This window comes from Brevibacillus sp. FSL K6-2834, assembly GCF_038592925.1.
Classification (GTDB): domain Bacteria; phylum Bacillota; class Bacilli; order Brevibacillales; family Brevibacillaceae; genus Brevibacillus; species Brevibacillus borstelensis.
Genome location: NZ_CP151945.1, coordinates 5,370,505 through 5,387,887, shown reverse-complemented (window position 1 = coordinate 5,387,887; position 17,383 = coordinate 5,370,505). Strand labels below are relative to the sequence as shown.

The 17,383-nt window shown below is 54.9% G+C and carries 15 protein-coding genes and 2 riboswitches; all 15 genes read left to right on the top strand.

Going from position 1 to position 17,383, the window contains the following annotated elements:
- The first annotated feature begins 210 nt into the window (after positions 1-210).
- Positions 211-310: riboswitch (purine riboswitch) on the top strand.
- Between the two features lie 44 nt (positions 311-354).
- Positions 355-1,803, top strand: a complete 1,449-nt coding sequence (locus tag NST96_RS26025; RefSeq protein ID WP_003388564.1) for an NAD(P)/FAD-dependent oxidoreductase — start codon at positions 355-357, stop codon at positions 1,801-1,803.
- A gap of 289 nt (positions 1,804-2,092) precedes the next feature.
- Positions 2,093-3,565, top strand: coding sequence for a methyl-accepting chemotaxis protein (locus NST96_RS26020; protein ID WP_003388562.1), 1,473 nt, complete (start codon positions 2,093-2,095; stop codon positions 3,563-3,565).
- 89 nt (positions 3,566-3,654) lie between these two features.
- Positions 3,655-3,769: riboswitch (SAM riboswitch) on the top strand.
- Positions 3,770-3,974: 205 nt separating this feature from the next.
- Positions 3,975-5,006: a BMP family protein gene (locus tag NST96_RS26015; protein ID WP_003388561.1), complete on the top strand. Its 1,032-nt coding sequence runs from the start codon at positions 3,975-3,977 to the stop codon at positions 5,004-5,006.
- A gap of 84 nt (positions 5,007-5,090) precedes the next feature.
- Entirely contained in the window at positions 5,091-6,620 is a 1,530-nt protein-coding gene (locus NST96_RS26010) for an ABC transporter ATP-binding protein (protein ID WP_341074265.1), read from the top strand.
- On the top strand, positions 6,595-7,665 hold the full coding sequence (locus NST96_RS26005) for an ABC transporter permease (RefSeq protein WP_003388559.1): 1,071 nt from the start codon (positions 6,595-6,597) through the stop codon (positions 7,663-7,665). Before NST96_RS26010 ends, NST96_RS26005 begins: the two co-directional genes overlap by 26 nt.
- Positions 7,652-8,569, top strand: coding sequence for an ABC transporter permease (locus NST96_RS26000; protein WP_003388558.1), 918 nt, complete (start codon positions 7,652-7,654; stop codon positions 8,567-8,569). Before NST96_RS26005 ends, NST96_RS26000 begins: the two co-directional genes overlap by 14 nt.
- Positions 8,570-8,627: 58 nt before the next feature.
- Positions 8,628-9,290 carry a sulfite oxidase-like oxidoreductase gene (locus NST96_RS25995; RefSeq protein WP_341074264.1) on the top strand — a complete coding sequence of 221 codons (663 nt, stop codon included), beginning with the start codon at positions 8,628-8,630 and terminating at the stop codon, positions 9,288-9,290.
- 1 nt (position 9,291) lies between these two features.
- The gene (locus NST96_RS25990; RefSeq protein WP_122957975.1) at positions 9,292-10,014 is read left to right on the top strand and encodes a nucleoside phosphorylase; all 723 of its coding nucleotides are present in this window, start codon (positions 9,292-9,294) and stop codon (positions 10,012-10,014) included.
- Between the two features lie 841 nt (positions 10,015-10,855).
- Positions 10,856-11,458 (top strand): glycerol-3-phosphate responsive antiterminator, encoded by a 603-nt coding sequence (locus tag NST96_RS25985; RefSeq protein ID WP_003388555.1) that lies wholly within the window; start codon positions 10,856-10,858, stop codon positions 11,456-11,458.
- Complete coding sequence (locus NST96_RS25980) at positions 11,436-12,092, top strand: HAD-IA family hydrolase (RefSeq protein WP_035979427.1); 657 nt, start codon at positions 11,436-11,438, stop codon at positions 12,090-12,092. The genes NST96_RS25985 and NST96_RS25980 overlap by 23 nt, the downstream gene beginning before the upstream one ends.
- A gap of 3 nt (positions 12,093-12,095) precedes the next feature.
- Positions 12,096-13,163, top strand: a complete 1,068-nt coding sequence (locus tag NST96_RS25975; RefSeq protein ID WP_003388553.1) for an ABC transporter ATP-binding protein — start codon at positions 12,096-12,098, stop codon at positions 13,161-13,163.
- Positions 13,163-14,116, top strand: coding sequence for a sugar ABC transporter permease (locus NST96_RS25970; RefSeq protein ID WP_031932545.1), 954 nt, complete (start codon positions 13,163-13,165; stop codon positions 14,114-14,116). Before NST96_RS25975 ends, NST96_RS25970 begins: the two co-directional genes overlap by 1 nt.
- Before the next feature lie 60 nt (positions 14,117-14,176).
- Positions 14,177-15,004, top strand: a complete 828-nt coding sequence (locus tag NST96_RS25965) for a carbohydrate ABC transporter permease (RefSeq protein ID WP_003388550.1) — start codon at positions 14,177-14,179, stop codon at positions 15,002-15,004.
- Between the two features lie 195 nt (positions 15,005-15,199).
- Positions 15,200-16,501: an ABC transporter substrate-binding protein gene (locus tag NST96_RS25960; protein ID WP_051567360.1), complete on the top strand. Its 1,302-nt coding sequence runs from the start codon at positions 15,200-15,202 to the stop codon at positions 16,499-16,501.
- 76 nt (positions 16,502-16,577) lie between these two features.
- Positions 16,578-17,297 (top strand): glycerophosphodiester phosphodiesterase family protein, encoded by a 720-nt coding sequence (locus NST96_RS25955; protein ID WP_003388548.1) that lies wholly within the window; start codon positions 16,578-16,580, stop codon positions 17,295-17,297.
- Positions 17,298-17,383 lie beyond the last annotated feature (86 nt).

Here is a 17,383-nt window from a genome sequence, read left to right as displayed (position 1 = left end):
CGCTGTCCGGTGAAGGAAATAAGCTGCTGATGTACGAAAATCCCACAGTTAAATCACGAATGTTCGGTTTTAATGTTCGGATTTAGGTTGTCAGACGACTGATCTTTCGATGGTTTTATGCCCAAACCAATAAAAAGGCGAATAAAAATTATCCAATTGATTGACATAATTCATTATCTGCGTTATCATGCAAATTGTTGCGAGTTTCAAAAACGAAAAATCCGACAGATTCGTATATCCTCAGAAATAAGGTTTGAGGGTCTCTACAAGGAACCGTAAATTCCTAACTACGAATGGGTGTATCGCTATACCCGTTCGCTTGTTGGGTTTTTTTATTGCGAGGAGGATATGAACATGAGTAATATAAACAACAAATATGACGTGATTGTGGTAGGTGCCGGACCGGCAGGAATCTTCGCTGCCTATGAATTGACACTGAAAGCGCCGAAGGCAAAAGTCCTGTTGATTGATAAAGGCCATGACATTTACTCGCGCCGCTGCCCGATTTTGGAGGAGAAAATCAAGCTTTGCCCGCCCCCGGCAGGAAAGAAGGATTTCGCAGGCTGTCTGCCGGCCTGTTCGATCACAGCCGGATTTGGCGGAGCCGGCGCGTACAGCGACGGGAAATTCAACATTACCACCGAATTCGGCGGCTGGATGACCGATTATTTGGCTCCATCCCAGGTGCTGGATCTGATTAAATACGTCGACTCCATCAACCTGGAGCACGGTGCGACGACAGCAATTACCGATCCGACGACCGAAACGATCAAAAGCATCGAGCAGCGCGGATATGCAGCAGGGCTGAAGCTCCTGAGAGCTGAGGTGCGCCACCTGGGCACGGAGCAAAACCTGGAGATTCTCAAGTCGATTTATGAATACTTGAAAACGCGCATCGACATGATGTTCAAGACCGAGGTCGAAGATATCCTGACGGTCAAGGAAGCGGACGGTCACCGCGTTCGAGGCGTGGTGCTGAAAAACGGCGAGGAATATTTGAGCGACAACGTGATGATCGGGCCCGGCCGTGACGGTTCCGCCTGGCTGACGGGGATTTTGAAAAAGCGCCGTCTGAAAATGTACAACAACCAGGTAGACGTAGGCGTGCGGGTCGAGACGTCCGACGTGGTGATGCGCGAGATCAATGAGCATCTGTACGAAGGAAAATTCATCTTCAACACATCGGTCGGGACGAGGGTGCGCACCTTCTGCAGCAACCCGTCCGGTCACGTCGTCGTGGAAAACCACAGCGGCGTCATGGCGGCAAACGGCCACTCTTACAAGGACCCTGCGCTGGGCTCCCAGAATACAAACTTTGCTCTGCTCGTTTCGCACAAATTTACCGAGCCGTTTGACAAGCCGAACGAATACGCTCGCGAAATTTGCAAACGCGCCAACGATCTTTCCAATGGCGGCGTCATCGTCCAGAAATACGGAGACATTTTGCGCGGACGCCGCTCTACCGAGTCCCGCATCCGCGAAGGGTTTTTGGAGCCGACGCTCAAGGAAGCCGTTCCCGGCGATTTGGGCCTGGTTCTGCCGTACAATACGATGAAAAGCTTGATCGAAATGGTCGAGGCGCTGGACAAGGTGACACCGGGAATCGCTTCCGAGCACACACTGTTCTATGGCGTAGAGGCCAAATTTTACTCTGCCCGTCCAAAGCTGACCGAGGAGTTCGAGACGGAAATCAAAGGGCTGTACTGCGGCGGCGACGGTGCGGGCATTACGCGCGGACTGGCACAGGCCGGGGCTGCAGGCGTATGGATCGCCCGTAATATCATCAAAAAATCGTTGCAGTAGCATAGTCTATAAATCGGAAAAAGCAGGTGCTCCAAAGTCTCAAGCAGACAGCGGGGCACCTGCTTTTGCATTGCATATAGGGGAGTGGCGGGCATGGGTACGAAATTCGACAGCAGATTGTTTGGCCAGCATGCGAGGCCGAAAACGACCAGTTGTGCATCTTCAGAACCAGTCGAATGATGGAACTTTTTTCACACATTCTTACATTATTCGTAGTCGCTGGGACTTTTCTCAGTCTATAATGGCATCAAGAGCATTTCGCAAGTACGACAGGCAAGAGGGGGTACATATGTTTCAGTTGGTCCGCAACACCTTGACGAACAAAGAAGGCTTTATGATCTTTATTTTATGGAATCATCTCTGGGTTGCAGGCTGGATCGCGTATCAGATGGATGTGAACTTCTGGAAGGTCACCTCCGCAGGCTTGCTGGCAACACTGATCGTTTCTCCGTTGTACTTCATTCGCAAGGACAGCTACTTGATCCGGTATCTGGTCGGAATTGGTCTTCTCTATTACTCGATTGCATTTGACCACTATACACCGTTTCAGGAAATCTCGTTTCTCGCGTTCATCGTCCTGGGCTTTTTGGCAGCCTATCTGGACTGGAAGCTGATTGTATCGGCGGGGGCGATGCAGGTTGCGGCGACATTAATCGGATTTTACACCGGTTCTTACCAGTTGTTTGACGGCCATTTTTCGGAAGTCAATTTGCTGCTTCGCATTGTCGCTTTCGTGCTGATGATCGCGGGGCTCACCTATCTCTGTCTGGCTGGACAAGCGTCGCTTGCAAAAGCGGACAGCGCGAGACGGGAAGCCGAAGACAAAGAGCAGCGCCTGGAAGAGCTGCTGCGGAATATCAAGATGGTAACAGAGCAGGTGGAGCGCACATCCGTGCATGTCCATGAGCATGCCGAGACGACAAGGCGCAACACGGACGAGATGATGGTCGCCTTCAAGGAAGTGGCGACCGGAATGGAATCCCAAGCCAATTCCACTGTCAAAATCGAGGAAGAAGTGCAATCGATCGACCAGGAAATTGTGACTGTCAACGAGCAAGCGGCCGTCATGAAGGCGGAAGCGGATCAGAACAGCCGCCGCTTGGCAGGAAGCATCAGCATGATGAGCGAGCTTTCCGAGCAAATGGAGCAAATCGTTCAGGCGGTCAATGTGGCGTCTTCGACGATCCGCGAGCTGAACAAGCAAGCCAACAAGGTCGAGGAAATCGTCCAGACGATCAACCAGATCGCGACACAGACGAACCTGCTCGCGCTCAATGCCGCGATCGAATCGGCTCGTGCGGGTGAGCACGGCCGGGGCTTCGCCGTCGTGGCGGACGAGGTGCGCAAGCTGGCTGAGCAAAGCGCGACGGCTACGCAGGAGATCGCCGGAATTTTGCAGTCGCTGCATCAAGAAAGTGAAAATGCGGTGAAGCATATGAGCACGGGCGAAGTGTCGGTAGCAAAGGGGCAGGAGCTGGCGGTAGAGACAGTGGCGTCTATCGAGACGGTTCGTGCAGGCATGGAAGCGTTCCTCGAGGCCGTAGAGCATGTGCGGACGAGCATGGATCGCGTGAAAATGCGCTCCGGGGAAGTGGCGGCCGAGATGTCTACGATTACAGCGGTCACCGAGGAGTCTGTTGCCAACCTGGAGGAATTGTTTGCGACGGCGGAGAACCAGCATCAAAAGGTGCGGGAGATTACCGAGGAGCTCGGCGAGCTGAACGCCTTGTCGACAAAGCTGCAGCAATCATTTCAGCGATAATCGTAATGTTTGAAATTGCAGAAAAAAGAATTGCATTTTTCAATTGATCTGCTAGAATGAATTCAATATCAATTAAATAGTTTCACCTTACCTTATCAAGAGCGGCGGAGGGACTGGCCCGATGAAGCCCGGCAACCACTGTGCACACGTGCACAGAAAGGTGCCAATTCCTACAAAATCCATTTGGATTTTGAGAGATGAGGAAGAGGTTGGCGATATACCGCAAACTCTTCCTCCGGGAAGAGTTTTTTCTTTGTACAAAGGAGGTTATTGACGAACGTTAATTTAATTAAATATAATAATATTCGTATTTTATTCAAATTGATTTTTTATACACGCCATAAACCAACGATATTTTGTTATAAAAACGAATAATATCGTTCGGGATATTGATAGGAGAGAGGACATCATGAAAAAATTGCTTCTGGCTTTAACGACATTCGCTGTACTGGCAGCCGGATGCTCGACAAACAGCAGCGCCCCCGAAGACAAGGGACAAGCCCAGACAGGCGGACAAGAAACAGCGAAAAAGCGGATCGCGCTGGTGCTGCCCGAGAAAATCGGGGTTAACCCGTTCTTCCAGCAGATGGACGATGGAGCGAAGAAAGCCGCCCAGGAATTCGGGGTGGATGTCAAGACGATTGAATCCACAGACCACGGGGCTATCGAGGAAAATATCCGCGTGGCAGTGGCCGAGCAATACGATTTGATCATCACGTCTTCCTTTGAAGCCGAGGATGCGCTGAAAAAGGTAGCGACAGAAAATCCTGACCGCACCTTCGCCATCATCGATACGCAAGTCGATTTGCCCAACGTCCGCAGTGTCATGTTCCGCGAGCAAGAGGCTGCATACCTGGTCGGAGCGGCTGCCGGTTTGGCAACCAAAAGCAACAAGGTAGGGATCGTCGCAGCAATGGACATTCCGATCCTGAAAAAATGGACAGTCGGGTTTCAGGAAGGGCTCAAGGCGACCAACCCGAACGCGGAAGTGCAGATCAACTACGTCGGCAGCTTCAGCGACCCGGCAAAAGCGAAGGAGCTGGCGCTGCTGCAGGCTTCCAAAGGAGCGGACTTTATTTACGGCGCAGCGGCTGTAGGAGATCTTGGCGTGTTTGAAGCAGCCAAGGAAAAAGGCTTCTACACCTCCGGACAAGACGTTGACCGGACCAGCATCGACCCTGAGCATATCGTCCTGTCCCAGTTGAAAGGAACGGACTCCGCTGTGTATGAAACGGTGAAGGCATTTGTGGACGGCAGCTTGAAGCCGGGTGTCGTCGCCTACGGACTGAAGGAGAACGGCGTCGGCGTGACCTATGTTACGCATGACAGCCCGACTCCGTTGAACCCGTTCATTGGAGAAGAAGTCGTCAGCAAGGTAAAGGCGATCAAGGATGAGATCGTCGCGGGGACGAGAACCGTGACAGACCCGCTGAAACAATAGCAAGAGCGCTGATTCGGAAACCGGCTACATGAGCGTAGTCGGTTTCCTGCTCTACCGGGAAGACAAAAGAGGGAGGGGAAAAAGGTGGCGAACCGACTGGAAATGCGAGGCATGACCAAGCGCTACGGCGATTTTACCGCCAATGACAACGTTTCGTTTACGTTGAAAGAGGGGGAGGTCCATGCGATCGTCGGCGAGAACGGAGCGGGCAAAACCACGCTGATGCGCATGCTGTACGGTATGGAGCAGCCCACTGCCGGAGAGATCGCAGTAAATGGCAAGCCCGTCGTCTTTCGCGGCCCGGAGGATGCGATCCGCCACGGGATTGGCATGGTTCACCAGCACTTCATGCTGTTTCCCGACTTTACCGTTGCGGAAAATATCGTGATCGGCTACGAACCGCAGCGCAAAGGGCTGTTTCAGCGAAAAGAAGCGGCGAGTGCAGTCCGCTCGCTCAGTGAGCGATACCGGATACCGATCAACGAGAACGCCAAGGTATCCAGCTGCTCCGTAGGGGAGCAGCAGCGGGTAGAAATCCTGAAGGTGCTCTACCAGGGTGCAGATATTATCGTGCTGGACGAGCCGACTGCGGTGCTCACGCCGCTGGAGGTAAGGGAGCTGCTGCAGACGATCCGCCATTTGGCCGAAAGCGGCAAAAGCGTCATTTTGATTACGCACAAGCTTCAGGAGGTCATGGAGGTGGCAGACCGGGTCACTGTCCTGCGCGGGGGGCGCGTGACCGGAACCGTTTCCCGAAGCGAAACCAATGCGGACGACCTCGCCCGTATGATGGTAGGCCGCGAGCTTCAGCAGCTCAGTGACCGGGTCCGCCTGGAAGGAAAGCCGCTTTTGCGGGTGCAGGGCCTGAGCGTCCGGGAAAAACAAACGCTCGTAGACGACGTGACGTTTTCCGTACACCACGGGGAGATCGTCGGGATCGCCGGGGTTTCCGGCAACGGGCAATCCGAGCTTTTGGAGGCATTGACCGGCCTGCGGGCTGTTTCGGAAGGGAAAGTCTATCTCGGAGAAAAGGATGTGACTGGCCAGTCGGTGGCAGCGATTCGCGAGGCAGGATTGGCCCACATTCCCGAAGACCGCTACCTGTGGGGGACAGCAAAGCTGGAAAGCGTCGAGGAAAACGCGCTGATGGGCTATCAGCGCAAGCCGGAGTACATGCGTCGCGGTGTCGTTTTGCGCAGCAAATTCCGCCGTGTCGTGGAAGAGTGGGTCGAGCGGTTTGCGATCAAGACAGGCTCTCTTCATTTGAAAGAGCAGGCGGGAAACCTCTCCGGAGGCAATCTGCAAAAGCTGATTGTCGCCCGCGAGCTGGGACAGAATACACCACTGTTGATCGCGGCCGAGCCTACTCGCGGCGTTGACATCGGCGCGATGGAATACATCCATCAGGCTCTGCTGGAAAAGCGGAACAATGGAGACGGCATTTTGCTCGTCTCGTCTGAATTGACAGAAATACTGGCGCTGTCCGACCGGATTTTGGTGATGTACAAAGGGAGGATCGCCGGGGAGCTGACACGCTCGGAAGCGACAGAGGAGAAAATCAGCGTATTGATGGCGGGAGGAAGCGTGTATGGCAGCAGTCAAGCAGCTATGTAAGTCATTGGTTCAGCCGCTGCTGGCAGTGATCATCGGCCTGTTGACAGGTGCGCTGGTCATTGCCGCCGTGGGCGAATCGATTATCGGTACGTATCAAGAGATGTGGAAGGGAGCCTTTGGCAGCTTCTACTTCCTGACCTCCACGCTGGCCCGGGCCACGCCGATCATGCTGATCGGACTGGGACTGTCGCTCGCTTTTCGCGCCGGGGTATTCAATCTGGGGGCCGAGGGACAGATGGTAACGGGAGCGATCAGTGCGACGTTGGTGGCCCTTTATCTGCCCGCGCCCGGCTTCGTCAAAATGGTGGCCGCTCTGGTAACGGGCGTGCTTGCCGGAGGGTTGTGGTCGCTTTTTGCCGGGTATTTGGAGGCGCGCTTTCGGATTCAATTGCTGATTTCCTCGCTGCTGCTCAATTATGTCGCCGTTTTGTTCGCAGGGTATCTCGTCAGCGAGCCGTTCCAGGACAAAACCGGGTCCGCTGCCATGGCCCAGACCCCGATGCTGGAAAAAAGCGTCTGGCTGCCAAAGCTGTTCGCCGGGATGAGCGTCCATGCAGGCTTTTTGTTTGCCTTGGCTGCTGCTCTTCTGATCTTTTTCGTCATTCGCTATACTCCGTTCGGGTACGAAGTGAAAATGCTCGGGCAAAACCCGTTCTTTTCCCGCTATGGCGGAGTGAACAGAGTTCGGGTGATGCTGACCGGCATGTTTTTCAGCGGCGGACTGGCCGGATTGGCCGGGACTGTCGAGGTATTGGGCTCGCATTATCGGTATGTGGAAGGCGCCCTGACGCTTCCGAATTTCGCCTGGACCGGGCTGATGGCGACCCTGCTGGCCAACTCTCACCCGATTGGCGTTGTGTTTACTTCCTTGCTGCTCGCGGCTCTGCAGACAGGTGCCATGGGAGTGGAGCGGAATACGGATGTGCCGCTTGAACTGGCCAGTGTGATTCAAGCTGTTTTAATTTTGTTTATATCAGCTAAATTCAGTTACGACTGGTGGAAAAATCGCAACAACAAGAGGAGGGAATCTCATGGAGCTGTTTGATTGGTCCCTCGTCAGTTCCACCATCCGCATGGTGACGCCTATTTTGCTCGCAGCCCTGGGCGGTGCGCTCTGTTCGCGCGTCGGCATTTTCAACGTCGGTCTGGAGGGGTTGATCCTGGTTGGCGCCTTTTCCGCCATCGTCGGCAATCACTTTACCGGGAGCCTGCTGCTGGCGCTGCTGTTTGCAGCTCTCGTAACCGTTCTGTTCTCGCTGCTGTTTGCCTACATGACGATCGGTCTACGGGCCAATGAGATCGTCGTCGGCGTCGCGATCAACTTTCTCGGGCTGGGGCTGACCACGTTTGCCCTGCGTGCCGTTTTTGACGTAAAGGGCGCGTTTTACGACAAGGACATGGCCGGACTGCCGCAGTGGCAAATCCCGCTAATCAAAGACATTCCAGTGCTGGTAGACATCGTTTCCGGGCATTCGCCGCTCGTGTACTTCGCCTTTTTGGCCGCAGTTCTGCTGCATTTTTTCTTTACCAGGACCGTTACCGGCTTTCGCGTGCTGGCTGTCGGCATGAACGCGACTGCGGCCCGCAGCCTTGGGTTGAAAGCGACTCGCCTGCAGGTGCTGGCGATCGTCATGTGCGGCGTGCTGTGCGGGATGGCCGGAGCCCAGCTATCGCTCGGCCAGGTGACGATGTTTACGGAAGGCATGACAGCCGGACGCGGCTTTATCGCACTGGTGGCGATGATGCTGGGGCAAGCCCATCCGCTCGGCATCCTCGCGTCCAGCTTCCTGTTTGGCTTGATGGACGCGCTGAGCATTCGTCTGCAAGGCTTTTCGCTGCCGACGCAGTTTACCGCCATGCTGCCGTATGTGCTGACGATCGCGGCGATGTTCTTTTTAAAGGACAAGGGCGCTTCGTCAGCCGGCTCCAGCCAGCAAAGCACGCGATAGCTGATAATAAAGCGGAGTATGAACATTTTCATTTACGACATAAAGGGGAGAGGTTCGGATGAACAAGGCTGATCGTATCAAACGGATGAAGGTGCCGGCTGTAGACCCTGCTCTGGCAAAAAGGCTGCCGCCGGGCCAGGTGCTGACGGAGAGATTTCCGATCCTGCACGAGGGAGAGGTCCCGGTCTACGATTTGCAAACATGGACGCTTCGGGTGTTTGGAGAAGTGGAGCGGGAAGTGACGCTTGGCTACGAGGAAATCCGGGCCATGCCGCAGAGTGTACTGACGTGCGACATTCATTGCGTGACCCGGTGGTCCCGGTTTGACAACCGCTTTGAAGGAGTCCGGTTCCGCGACTTTCTAAAAGCAGCGGGCATCGTGCCGAAGAGCGATTACGTCATGCTGCACGGCGACCACGGGTATACGGCCAATTTGGCTCTGTCCGATCTGGACCGGGATGACGTTCTGCTGGCCCATTCCTTCGACGGGGAGCCGCTGACGGACAAGCACGGATGGCCGCTGCGCATGATCGTGCCTCACCTCTATTTTTGGAAAAGCGTGAAATGGCTGCGGGGAATCGAATTTACCAACGAAAACAAGCCCGGCTTTTGGGAGCAGAACGGCTTTCATCTGAACGGAGACCCGTTCCGCGAAGAGCGGTTCTCCGGCGAAGTGCTGCCGATCCCGGAAGACGAGTGGGAGAAAAAGGAGTTTGATTGAGATGCTGCCCAATCTGAAAATTGATCCGGAGCAACTGCCAAAGCGAGCGATTGTGTGCGGAGACCCGAAGCGGGCTGCCCGCATCGCCGAGCTGCTGGAAGAGAGCACTCTGATCGCGGAAAACCGCGAGTACCACAGCTACAAAGGGAAGTGGAACGGAACAGAAGTAGCGGTCGTCAGCCACGGCGTAGGCTCGCCGGGAGCGGCGGTCTGCTTTGAGGAGCTGGCCAAGGGCGGGGTGAAAACGATCATCCGCGTCGGCACCGCCGGCTCTTATCAAAAGGAGGTCGAGCCGGGCAGTCTGGTGATCAGCTCGGCAGCCGTACGCCAGGACGGACTGACCAGTCAGCTCGTTCCTCCCGGCTTTCCTGCGGTAGCCAATCGTCGTGTGGTAGACGCCCTGGTCACAGCCGCAGAAAAGCAAAATACCGGTCTTCATGTCGCCGAAGGCATCACGCTGACGCTTGATGTGTTTTACAGCGGCGTGGTGGATTTCCCGCACAAGCTCTATCAAAAGGCGGGCGTGCTAGCCGTCGAAATGGAGAACACCGCGCTGTTTGTCATCTCTTCGCTGCGCGGCATGAAGGCCGGCTCGATCCTGGCGATCGACGGGTACGCTGACGCCAACCTGCTGGAGACGTACGACCCGCACACAGACTTTACCCGGAAAGCCATCGAAGCCGAGGCCCGGATCGCGCTGGATGCGATTGTGGCGGTCGAGTAGGCAGTTAGGTAATGAAATAAAAGACCGTCGGTGCTGCAATACCGACGGCAGTACATTAGTCGTCCTCTTTTCAGGAGCGGCTCAAACCTGCGGGAAGTAGATCACCAGGTTGCCAAACTCAGGGGTGATCTACTTCTTTTTGTGGAAGGACAGTACGGCTACGATTAATAAGCCGACCACCCTTAACACCCGTGCATCCGATGTGGATGCACTTTTTTATTGACAGCTTGAAGGATCAACGGCCGTTGTTGGAAGTCACCTGGAGTGTAAATAGCGTAGTACCATCGTTTGTTCTAGCAGGAGGGGTTCATTTATATGTTTTTTATTGGTCTTAGGTGAAAATCTGAGAATCTATTCTCAGATTCACTCAAAAAAGAACGTAAAAAACAAAAGCTTGAGAGATGAAACAGAAGAAAAAAGCGAAGGCCTTTGGGACACATCCCAGGCTCCATTTCAAAAGCGGGACACGCATTTAGCGTCCAACCTCTGAGATCCCCCCTTGTATAGTCTGCTTTTGGACGCGGTCCCGCTTTTGAAATGGAGCCGGACAGTGAATCCCCCACGCAGTGTCCCACCGAGCCTGGAGCTTTTTTCTTCTGTTTCATCTCCTCCCCCAAAGCCAGACCTACCACTTTTCTTAACAGACTCCTTTCACAACATTAACCCTGCATTCACGTTCTCTTAACGAAACCCCGGTATCATTCTAACTAACAAGTGAATAGATCGTTCGGTTGGAGCCCTGGAGAAACCCCCGACATTCATTACCAAGCACTTTCACATAAAGTCTTTGGCAATTGTCTTGTCGCGGGGTTTTTTGTTTTGCAAAAGGAGGAGAACCGAGATGAACCAGGCGGAATTTTTCGAGCGGCTGACCCGGCAGAAAATGATCGCGTCAGTCAAAGAACCCAAATATCTGGAAAAAGCGGCTGAAGCCAAGGTAGGCGCGGTGGTCCTGTCTACGGGAAACATCGGTGTCATCAAGCGCTATGTCGACTTTTTCAAAAGTCACGATGTTCCGGTCTTTCTCCATCTGGAGCGGATCGGGGGAATCAGCTACGACCGGGAAGGAGTCGCGTTTGTCGCTCATTACGTCAAGCCGGACGGGATCGTGACCACGCGCAATACGCTGATCAAGCTGGCGAAAAAAGAGAAGCTTTTGACCATCCAGCGGCTTTTTCTGGTAGACAGCGACGCGCTCAAGTCCGGCCTTTTATCGGTCAAGGAAACACAGCCTGATGCCGTAGAGCTCATGCCGGCGCTGCTCCCGGAATTCATCGCGGAGTACGCGCAGGAGCTGAAGGGCACGCCGATTATAGCGGGTGGGCTGATCCGTAAACGTGAACAAATGGAGACCGCCTTGCAATACGGGGCCGCAGCCGTTTCTGTGGGCAGCTATTCACTATGGAAGGAGTGTCTTGCCGATGTATCCATGCCTGTTGTTTGATCTGGACGGTACCTTGCTGGACAGCAGAGAAGCGGTCATTGACGCGGTAGCTCACACGGCGGAACGCTTCGCCCCGGGCGTTTTTACGAGGAAAGATCTGGTGGGGCGGTTCGGAGAGTCCTTTGATGATTTTCTGGCCGCCGCAGTTGGGGAGGAGTACGACCGCAAAGCAGTGATGGACAGCTACTTCTCGTATGTCCGCGCTCACCATGCAGAGCATGTCCGGCTGTTTCCCCATGTTCGCGAAGATTTGGAACGGTTGAAACAAGCGGGCTTCCGTCTCGCTGTCGTGACGAATAAACAGCGCGAGTTTGCGGTTGCCGGGCTGGAGCTGGCGGGCTTATCCGAGCTGTTCGAGGCTGTTGTCAGCGTGGACGATGTTTCGCGTGGCAAGCCGTCCGCCGAGCCGATTGAAAAAGCGCTGTCCTTGCTGGGAATGGAGCCGGAGCAGGCGCTGATGATTGGCGACAGCCGGTATGATGTCCTGGCTGCTGTAGGGGCGGGCGTCAAATCAGTGGTGCTGGAATGGTACGGTGCGGAGGAATGGAACTACGTTTCTCCGGACTTTCGATATGCGGATTTTCGCAGCTTTGCCGAGGAAATGCTGGCTGTGAAGGCACAGGGAGGGGAATGACAGGTGGCAAAAGTGGTGTTGAAACAGGTGACGAAGGAGTTCAACGGCCAGCAAGTGGTCAAGGGCCTTGATCTGGTGATCCCGGATGGCTCCTTTACCGTACTGGTCGGGCCGTCAGGATGCGGAAAGTCGACGACGCTGCGGATGATCGCCGGCTTGGAGCAGGCGACGGGCGGAGAGATTTTGATCGGGGAACAGCCGGTCAATGATCTGCCGCCGGGAAAACGGGACGTCGCCATGGTGTTCCAAAACTACGCACTCTATCCGACGATGAGCGTCTATGACAACATCTCGTATGGTCTGCGAAACCGCGGCTATTCCAAGAAGGAATGCCAGGTGCTGGTAGAGGAAATCGCCGAGGTCGTGGGACTGGCTCCTTATTTGAAGCGGAAGCCTTCGCAGCTCTCCGGCGGCCAGCGTCAGCGGGTCGCACTGGCCAGGGCCATGGTCAAAAAACCGCAGGTCTTCCTGATGGACGAACCGCTATCCAATCTCGACGCCAAGCTGCGCAACCAGATGCGGGTAGAGCTGACAAGCCTTCACAAGCAGCTTGGCAGCACCTTCATTTACGTAACGCACGATCAGGTGGAAGCGATGACGATGGGCGACCAGATCGTCGTGATGAACGAAGGGCAGATCATGCAGGTGGCGGCGCCGATGGATCTGTATCAGGAGCCGGACAATCTGTTCGTTGCCCAGTTTATCGGCTCTCCTGCTATGAACATCGTCCCGGCGGCAGAGCGCGAGGATCAGGTCTGGGGGTTTCGCCCGGAAAAAGCGCTGCTCCGCCACGCAGGAGTCTCCTCTGTCGGTCACGCTGACGCAATGGATATGCACGGACATATCGTCTCCAGGGAGATTCTCGGATCGGACACGCTGTATCACGTCGAGACGGACAAAGGACGGGTCGTGGTCAAGACGGACACCGAATCTCTTCTGGATGCAGGATCGGCCGTACACGTAACGGTGCCGCTTTCGAGCATCTACGTGTTTGACCGCGCGACCGGGAAGCGGATAGCACGGGCAGAAAACGGTGTCAGGCAGCAAATCCTGGCAGGTGGGGTGGTCTGATGCGAAAGGCAGCGGCCGCACACGAAATGACGGCTTCCGGTCATGCTCTTGGGAGAACGGAGGCGACAAAAGCCAGGCTGAATCTGTTTGAGACGATCCGTCCTTATTTGTATGTCACACCGGCATTGGCCTTCTTCGGCGTCTTTTTCTTCTTTCCGATCGCCTATGTGATCTACCTCTCGTTTCACGACTGGTCTCTGCTGAATTTGGACGAGATCGAGTGGGTGGGACTGGCCAACTTTACTGCGCTTTTCGAGGACGCGGATTTTCGCCAGGTGCTGGGGACGACTCTCATCTATACACTTAGTACCGTTGCACTGGGAATCGGGATCGCCTTTTTCCTGGCGCTCTGGCTAAACCGCAAAGCCAAGATTTTTGGGCTCGTGCAAGCGGCGGTCTTCAGCCCGCATATCATCTCGCTGGTGTCGGTGGCGATGCTCTGGATGTGGCTGATGGACCCGCAATACGGCCTGCTCAATGCGCTGCTGGAATTTATCGGCTTGCCCGGCTACACCTGGCTGTCTGATACAAAAAGCGCCTTGCTTTCACTGATCATCGTCAGCGTCTGGAAAGGAGTCGGCTACAATACGCTCGTCTTTATCGCCGGGCTGCAAAGCATTCCCCGGGACATATACGAGGCGGCTTCCCTGGATCGTTCGCCGTGGTGGCGGACACTGACCCGCATCACGATCCCGATGCTTTCGCCCACGCTGTTCTTTTTGCTGGTGATCAATACGATCTCCTCGTTCCAGGTGTTTGATACGATCTACATCATGACGCAGGGCGGACCGGTCAACAGCACCAATATGCTCGTCTTCTACATCTACGAGCAAGGCATGGACTTTTACAACGGCGGCATCGCCTCGGCAGCCTCTGTCATCCTGCTTGGTATCGTTGGACTGCTGACGCTGCTGCACTTCCGGGTGATGGAAAAGCGTGTTCACTACCGCTAAAAAATGCAAGTGATGAACGAAGAAAAGCAGAGAAGATAGTGGAAGAGAGGAGGAGACAACATGCGACAAGCCGGTTTGACGGCGTGGAAAACGGTGGAGTGGCTGCTGCTTGCGGCTGTGGGCCTGATCTTCGTGTTTCCGTTTCTCTGGATGTTCTTGACGGCTTTCAAGACGATGCCGGAGGTATACCAATTTCCGCCGACCTGGTGGCCGGAATCGTGGCAGTTTCAAAACTTTGAAATTGCCTGGAGCTCCGGGCCATTCCTGACCTACGTCTGGAACAGCTTTCTCGTGGCAGCCGGGATTCTGGTGCTGCAGCTTTTGACAGGGGTACCGGCCGCATACGCGTTTGCCCGTTATCGCTTTCGCGGGAGAGAAGCCTTGTTCGGGCTGACGCTGATCGCGCTGATGATTCCGGCGCAGGTCATTTTCCTGCCGGTCTATGTGGAGATGAGCCACTGGGGATTGGTGAACACTTTGTGGGCGTTGATCCTTCCCTACGGGGCGAGCGCTTTCGGCATCTTCCTGCTGCGCCAGTCCTTCATGCAGGTGCCGGATGAAGTGATCGAAGCGGCGCGGCTCGACAACGCATCCGAGTGGAAAATCATGTGGACGATCATGGTGCCGATGGCAAAGCCGGTACTCGTTACCTTTGGCCTGTTCAGCTTCATTTACCACTGGAACGACTATTTCTGGCCGCTGATCATGACCAACAGCAATGAAGTCCGGACGCTTCCCATCGGGATCTCCATGCTGAAGGCGGCGGAGGGCGGCAAGCTGTGGAATGTGATTATGGCCGGAAATATGATTCTCGTCCTCCCGATTCTGGCGATCTTCTTCTTCGCCCAGCGGCACATCATCAGCGCGTTTGTCTATCAGTCCAAGTAACAAGGGACAATGAAAAGGGAACAAGGAACCTTGACCAGAAAAAACCTGCTTTGACAGAAGCTTTGCCCATTTCGGCAAAAGGGCAGGACAGCATTTCATGGAACCCTACCTATCCGGGAAACAGGGGGAAAACCCCTTACTTTAAAGGAGGCAATTGTGGTGAAAAAAGTTCGTGTATCTTTACTGGCATGCGCAATGAGCATAACGGCTATCCTGGCAGGCTGTGGCGGCGGCAATCAGCAGGCGGCCACAGAGCAGACAAGCGGGACGAGCGGTGCGGCATCCGGAGCGCAGCAGCAGACGGCAGATGCGGGCAAGCCAATCGAGATCGACTTCTGGTACGCGCTCGGCGGCCGCAACGGGGAAATGATCGAAAGCATGGTAAAACAATTCAACGAATCCCACAAGCACATTGTGGTGAAGCCGTCCTACCAGGGCAGCTACTATGAGAACCACGCCAAGGTGCTGGCCTCTGTGTCTGCCGGAAACCAGCCTGACGTGACGATGGTCGAGGTAGGCTCCATCGGGGCGTTTGCGGACGCGAAAGTGCTGCAGGAATTGACGCCTTACACGAACGGAGCCGAAGAGAAGTACATTCCCGGACTGATGGGCAACTCGTACTGGAAAGACAAGCTGTACGCGATCCCATTCAACCGCTCCACTCCGCTGTTGTACCTCAACCGCGACATGCTGAAGGCGGCCGGACTCGATCCGAACGGTCCGAAAAGCTGGGAGGAGCTGCGTGAATTCTCCAAGGCTCTGACCAAAAAAGAGGGTGACAAGACCAAAACATACGGCTTCTCCACCCCGATCGACATCTGGTTCTACGAAGCGCTGGTGTTCCAGAGCGGAGGCAACATCTTGAGTGAAGACGGCAAAAGCCTGCTGATCAATGAAGAAGCCGGAGTGGCACCACTCGAATTCTGGACGAGCATGTTGAAAGAAGGCGTGATGAAGGCGCCTCCGGGTGAAAAATACAATGCATGGGATGTAGCCAAGCAAGACTTCCTCAACCAGCAGGTGGGCATGATCTTTACCTCTACCGGGGATTTGCGCGGACTGAAGGAAGCAGCCAAATTCGACCTGGGCGCCGCGTTCCTGCCGGCCAACAAGAGCTACGGCGCTCCTACGGGCGGAGCCAATCTGGTGATGCTGGCGAAGTCCTCCGAAGAGGAGAAAAAGGCCGCTTGGGAGTTCATCGAGTGGATGACCGATACGAAGCAAACGATTCCGTGGTCGCTGGAAACCGGGTACATGCCAGTGACAAAAGAAGCAGTCGAGTCGGAAGAAATGAAAAAAGCGTACGAGAAGGAGCCGAACTTCCAGGTGGCAGTGAAGCAGTTGGAGTACGCAAAGCCGCGCCCGATGGTGCCAGGCTACAAGGAGCTGCAGGAAGTGATCATGACCGAAATCCAGCGTGCGGTATTGGGGCAGGCGTCCGTGGACGAGGCGATCGGCAAAGCGATGGAAAAAGGGCAGAAGCTGTTGAAAAAGTAACCGCAGCATTTTCGTGAAAAAGGAATTTGGCCTGGGCTGAGAGCAAGCAGCGACCGGGAAAAACGGAGGGAACATGATGAACGTCTGTATGGCACACCGCGGCTGGTCCGGAAAAGCGCCGGAAAACACGATGACAGCGATCCGCCTGGCGCTGGCAGAACCGGCAATCAAGGCGATGGAGATTGACGTGCAACTGTCCAAGGATGGCGTACCTGTACTTTGCCACGACTTTACGCTGGAGCGCACGACGAACGGAAGCGGACTCGTTCGGGACCACACCTTTGAGGAGTTGCGGACACTCGATGCGGGCAGATGGTTTGACGCGCGGTTCGCGGGTGAGAGAATCCCGTCGCTGGATGAGGTTTTGCAAGCAGTAAAGGGGCGATGCACGCTGAATATTGAATTGAAGACAGCGCCCGGCATGTACCCCGGTTTGGCGGAAAGTGTACTGGCTTTGCTGGAGAAGCATGACATGAAGCGGGACGTGTACGTGACGTCGTTTGACCATGAAGAGATCCGCCATGTCCGCCAGCTCGATGCCGAAGTGAAGACCGGCCTGATCGTCCTCGGAAATCCCGTACTGATGCTGGAGCAGCTTCGCGAAGCAGGAGTCCATATTTTGTCGATGGCCTATCCGTACCTGACGCCAGAGCTCGCTGCGGCTGCGATTGAGCAGGGCTATGAGGTAATCGCCTGGACAGTCGATGATCCCCAAACAATTCGCCATATTGTAAAGAACTATCCACGTGTGCAGATTTGTACCAACCACCCGGATCGAATGTTGGCTGTTTGCTAAGGACAGGCAAAAAGTTCAGAAGAACCTTATAAAAGGCTGCGGCTATATGGATGGACCGGAAGGGAGAGCCCCTTCCGGTTTTCATG

Bases quoted from the DNA above. Each gene is read 5' to 3' on its own strand.
- NST96_RS25995 (WP_341074264.1), top strand. From the start codon at position 8,628: ATGAACAAGGCTGATCGTATCAAACGGATGAAGGTGCCGGCTGTAGAC.
- NST96_RS26025 (WP_003388564.1), top strand. From the start codon at position 355: ATGAGTAATATAAACAACAAATATGACGTGATTGTGGTAGGTGCCGGA.
- NST96_RS25965 (WP_003388550.1), top strand. From the start codon at position 14,177: ATGCGACAAGCCGGTTTGACGGCGTGGAAAACGGTGGAGTGGCTGCTG.
- NST96_RS26005 (WP_003388559.1), top strand. From the start codon at position 6,595: ATGGCAGCAGTCAAGCAGCTATGTAAGTCATTGGTTCAGCCGCTGCTG.
- NST96_RS25990 (WP_122957975.1), top strand. From the start codon at position 9,292: ATGCTGCCCAATCTGAAAATTGATCCGGAGCAACTGCCAAAGCGAGCG.
- NST96_RS25970 (WP_031932545.1), top strand. From the start codon at position 13,163: ATGCGAAAGGCAGCGGCCGCACACGAAATGACGGCTTCCGGTCATGCT.
- NST96_RS26000 (WP_003388558.1), top strand. From the start codon at position 7,652: ATGGAGCTGTTTGATTGGTCCCTCGTCAGTTCCACCATCCGCATGGTG.
- NST96_RS25955 (WP_003388548.1), top strand. From the start codon at position 16,578: ATGAACGTCTGTATGGCACACCGCGGCTGGTCCGGAAAAGCGCCGGAA.
- NST96_RS26020 (WP_003388562.1), top strand. From the start codon at position 2,093: ATGTTTCAGTTGGTCCGCAACACCTTGACGAACAAAGAAGGCTTTATG.
- NST96_RS25960 (WP_051567360.1), top strand. From the start codon at position 15,200: ATGAGCATAACGGCTATCCTGGCAGGCTGTGGCGGCGGCAATCAGCAG.
- NST96_RS25985 (WP_003388555.1), top strand. From the start codon at position 10,856: ATGAACCAGGCGGAATTTTTCGAGCGGCTGACCCGGCAGAAAATGATC.
- NST96_RS26015 (WP_003388561.1), top strand. From the start codon at position 3,975: ATGAAAAAATTGCTTCTGGCTTTAACGACATTCGCTGTACTGGCAGCC.
- NST96_RS25980 (WP_035979427.1), top strand. From the start codon at position 11,436: ATGTATCCATGCCTGTTGTTTGATCTGGACGGTACCTTGCTGGACAGC.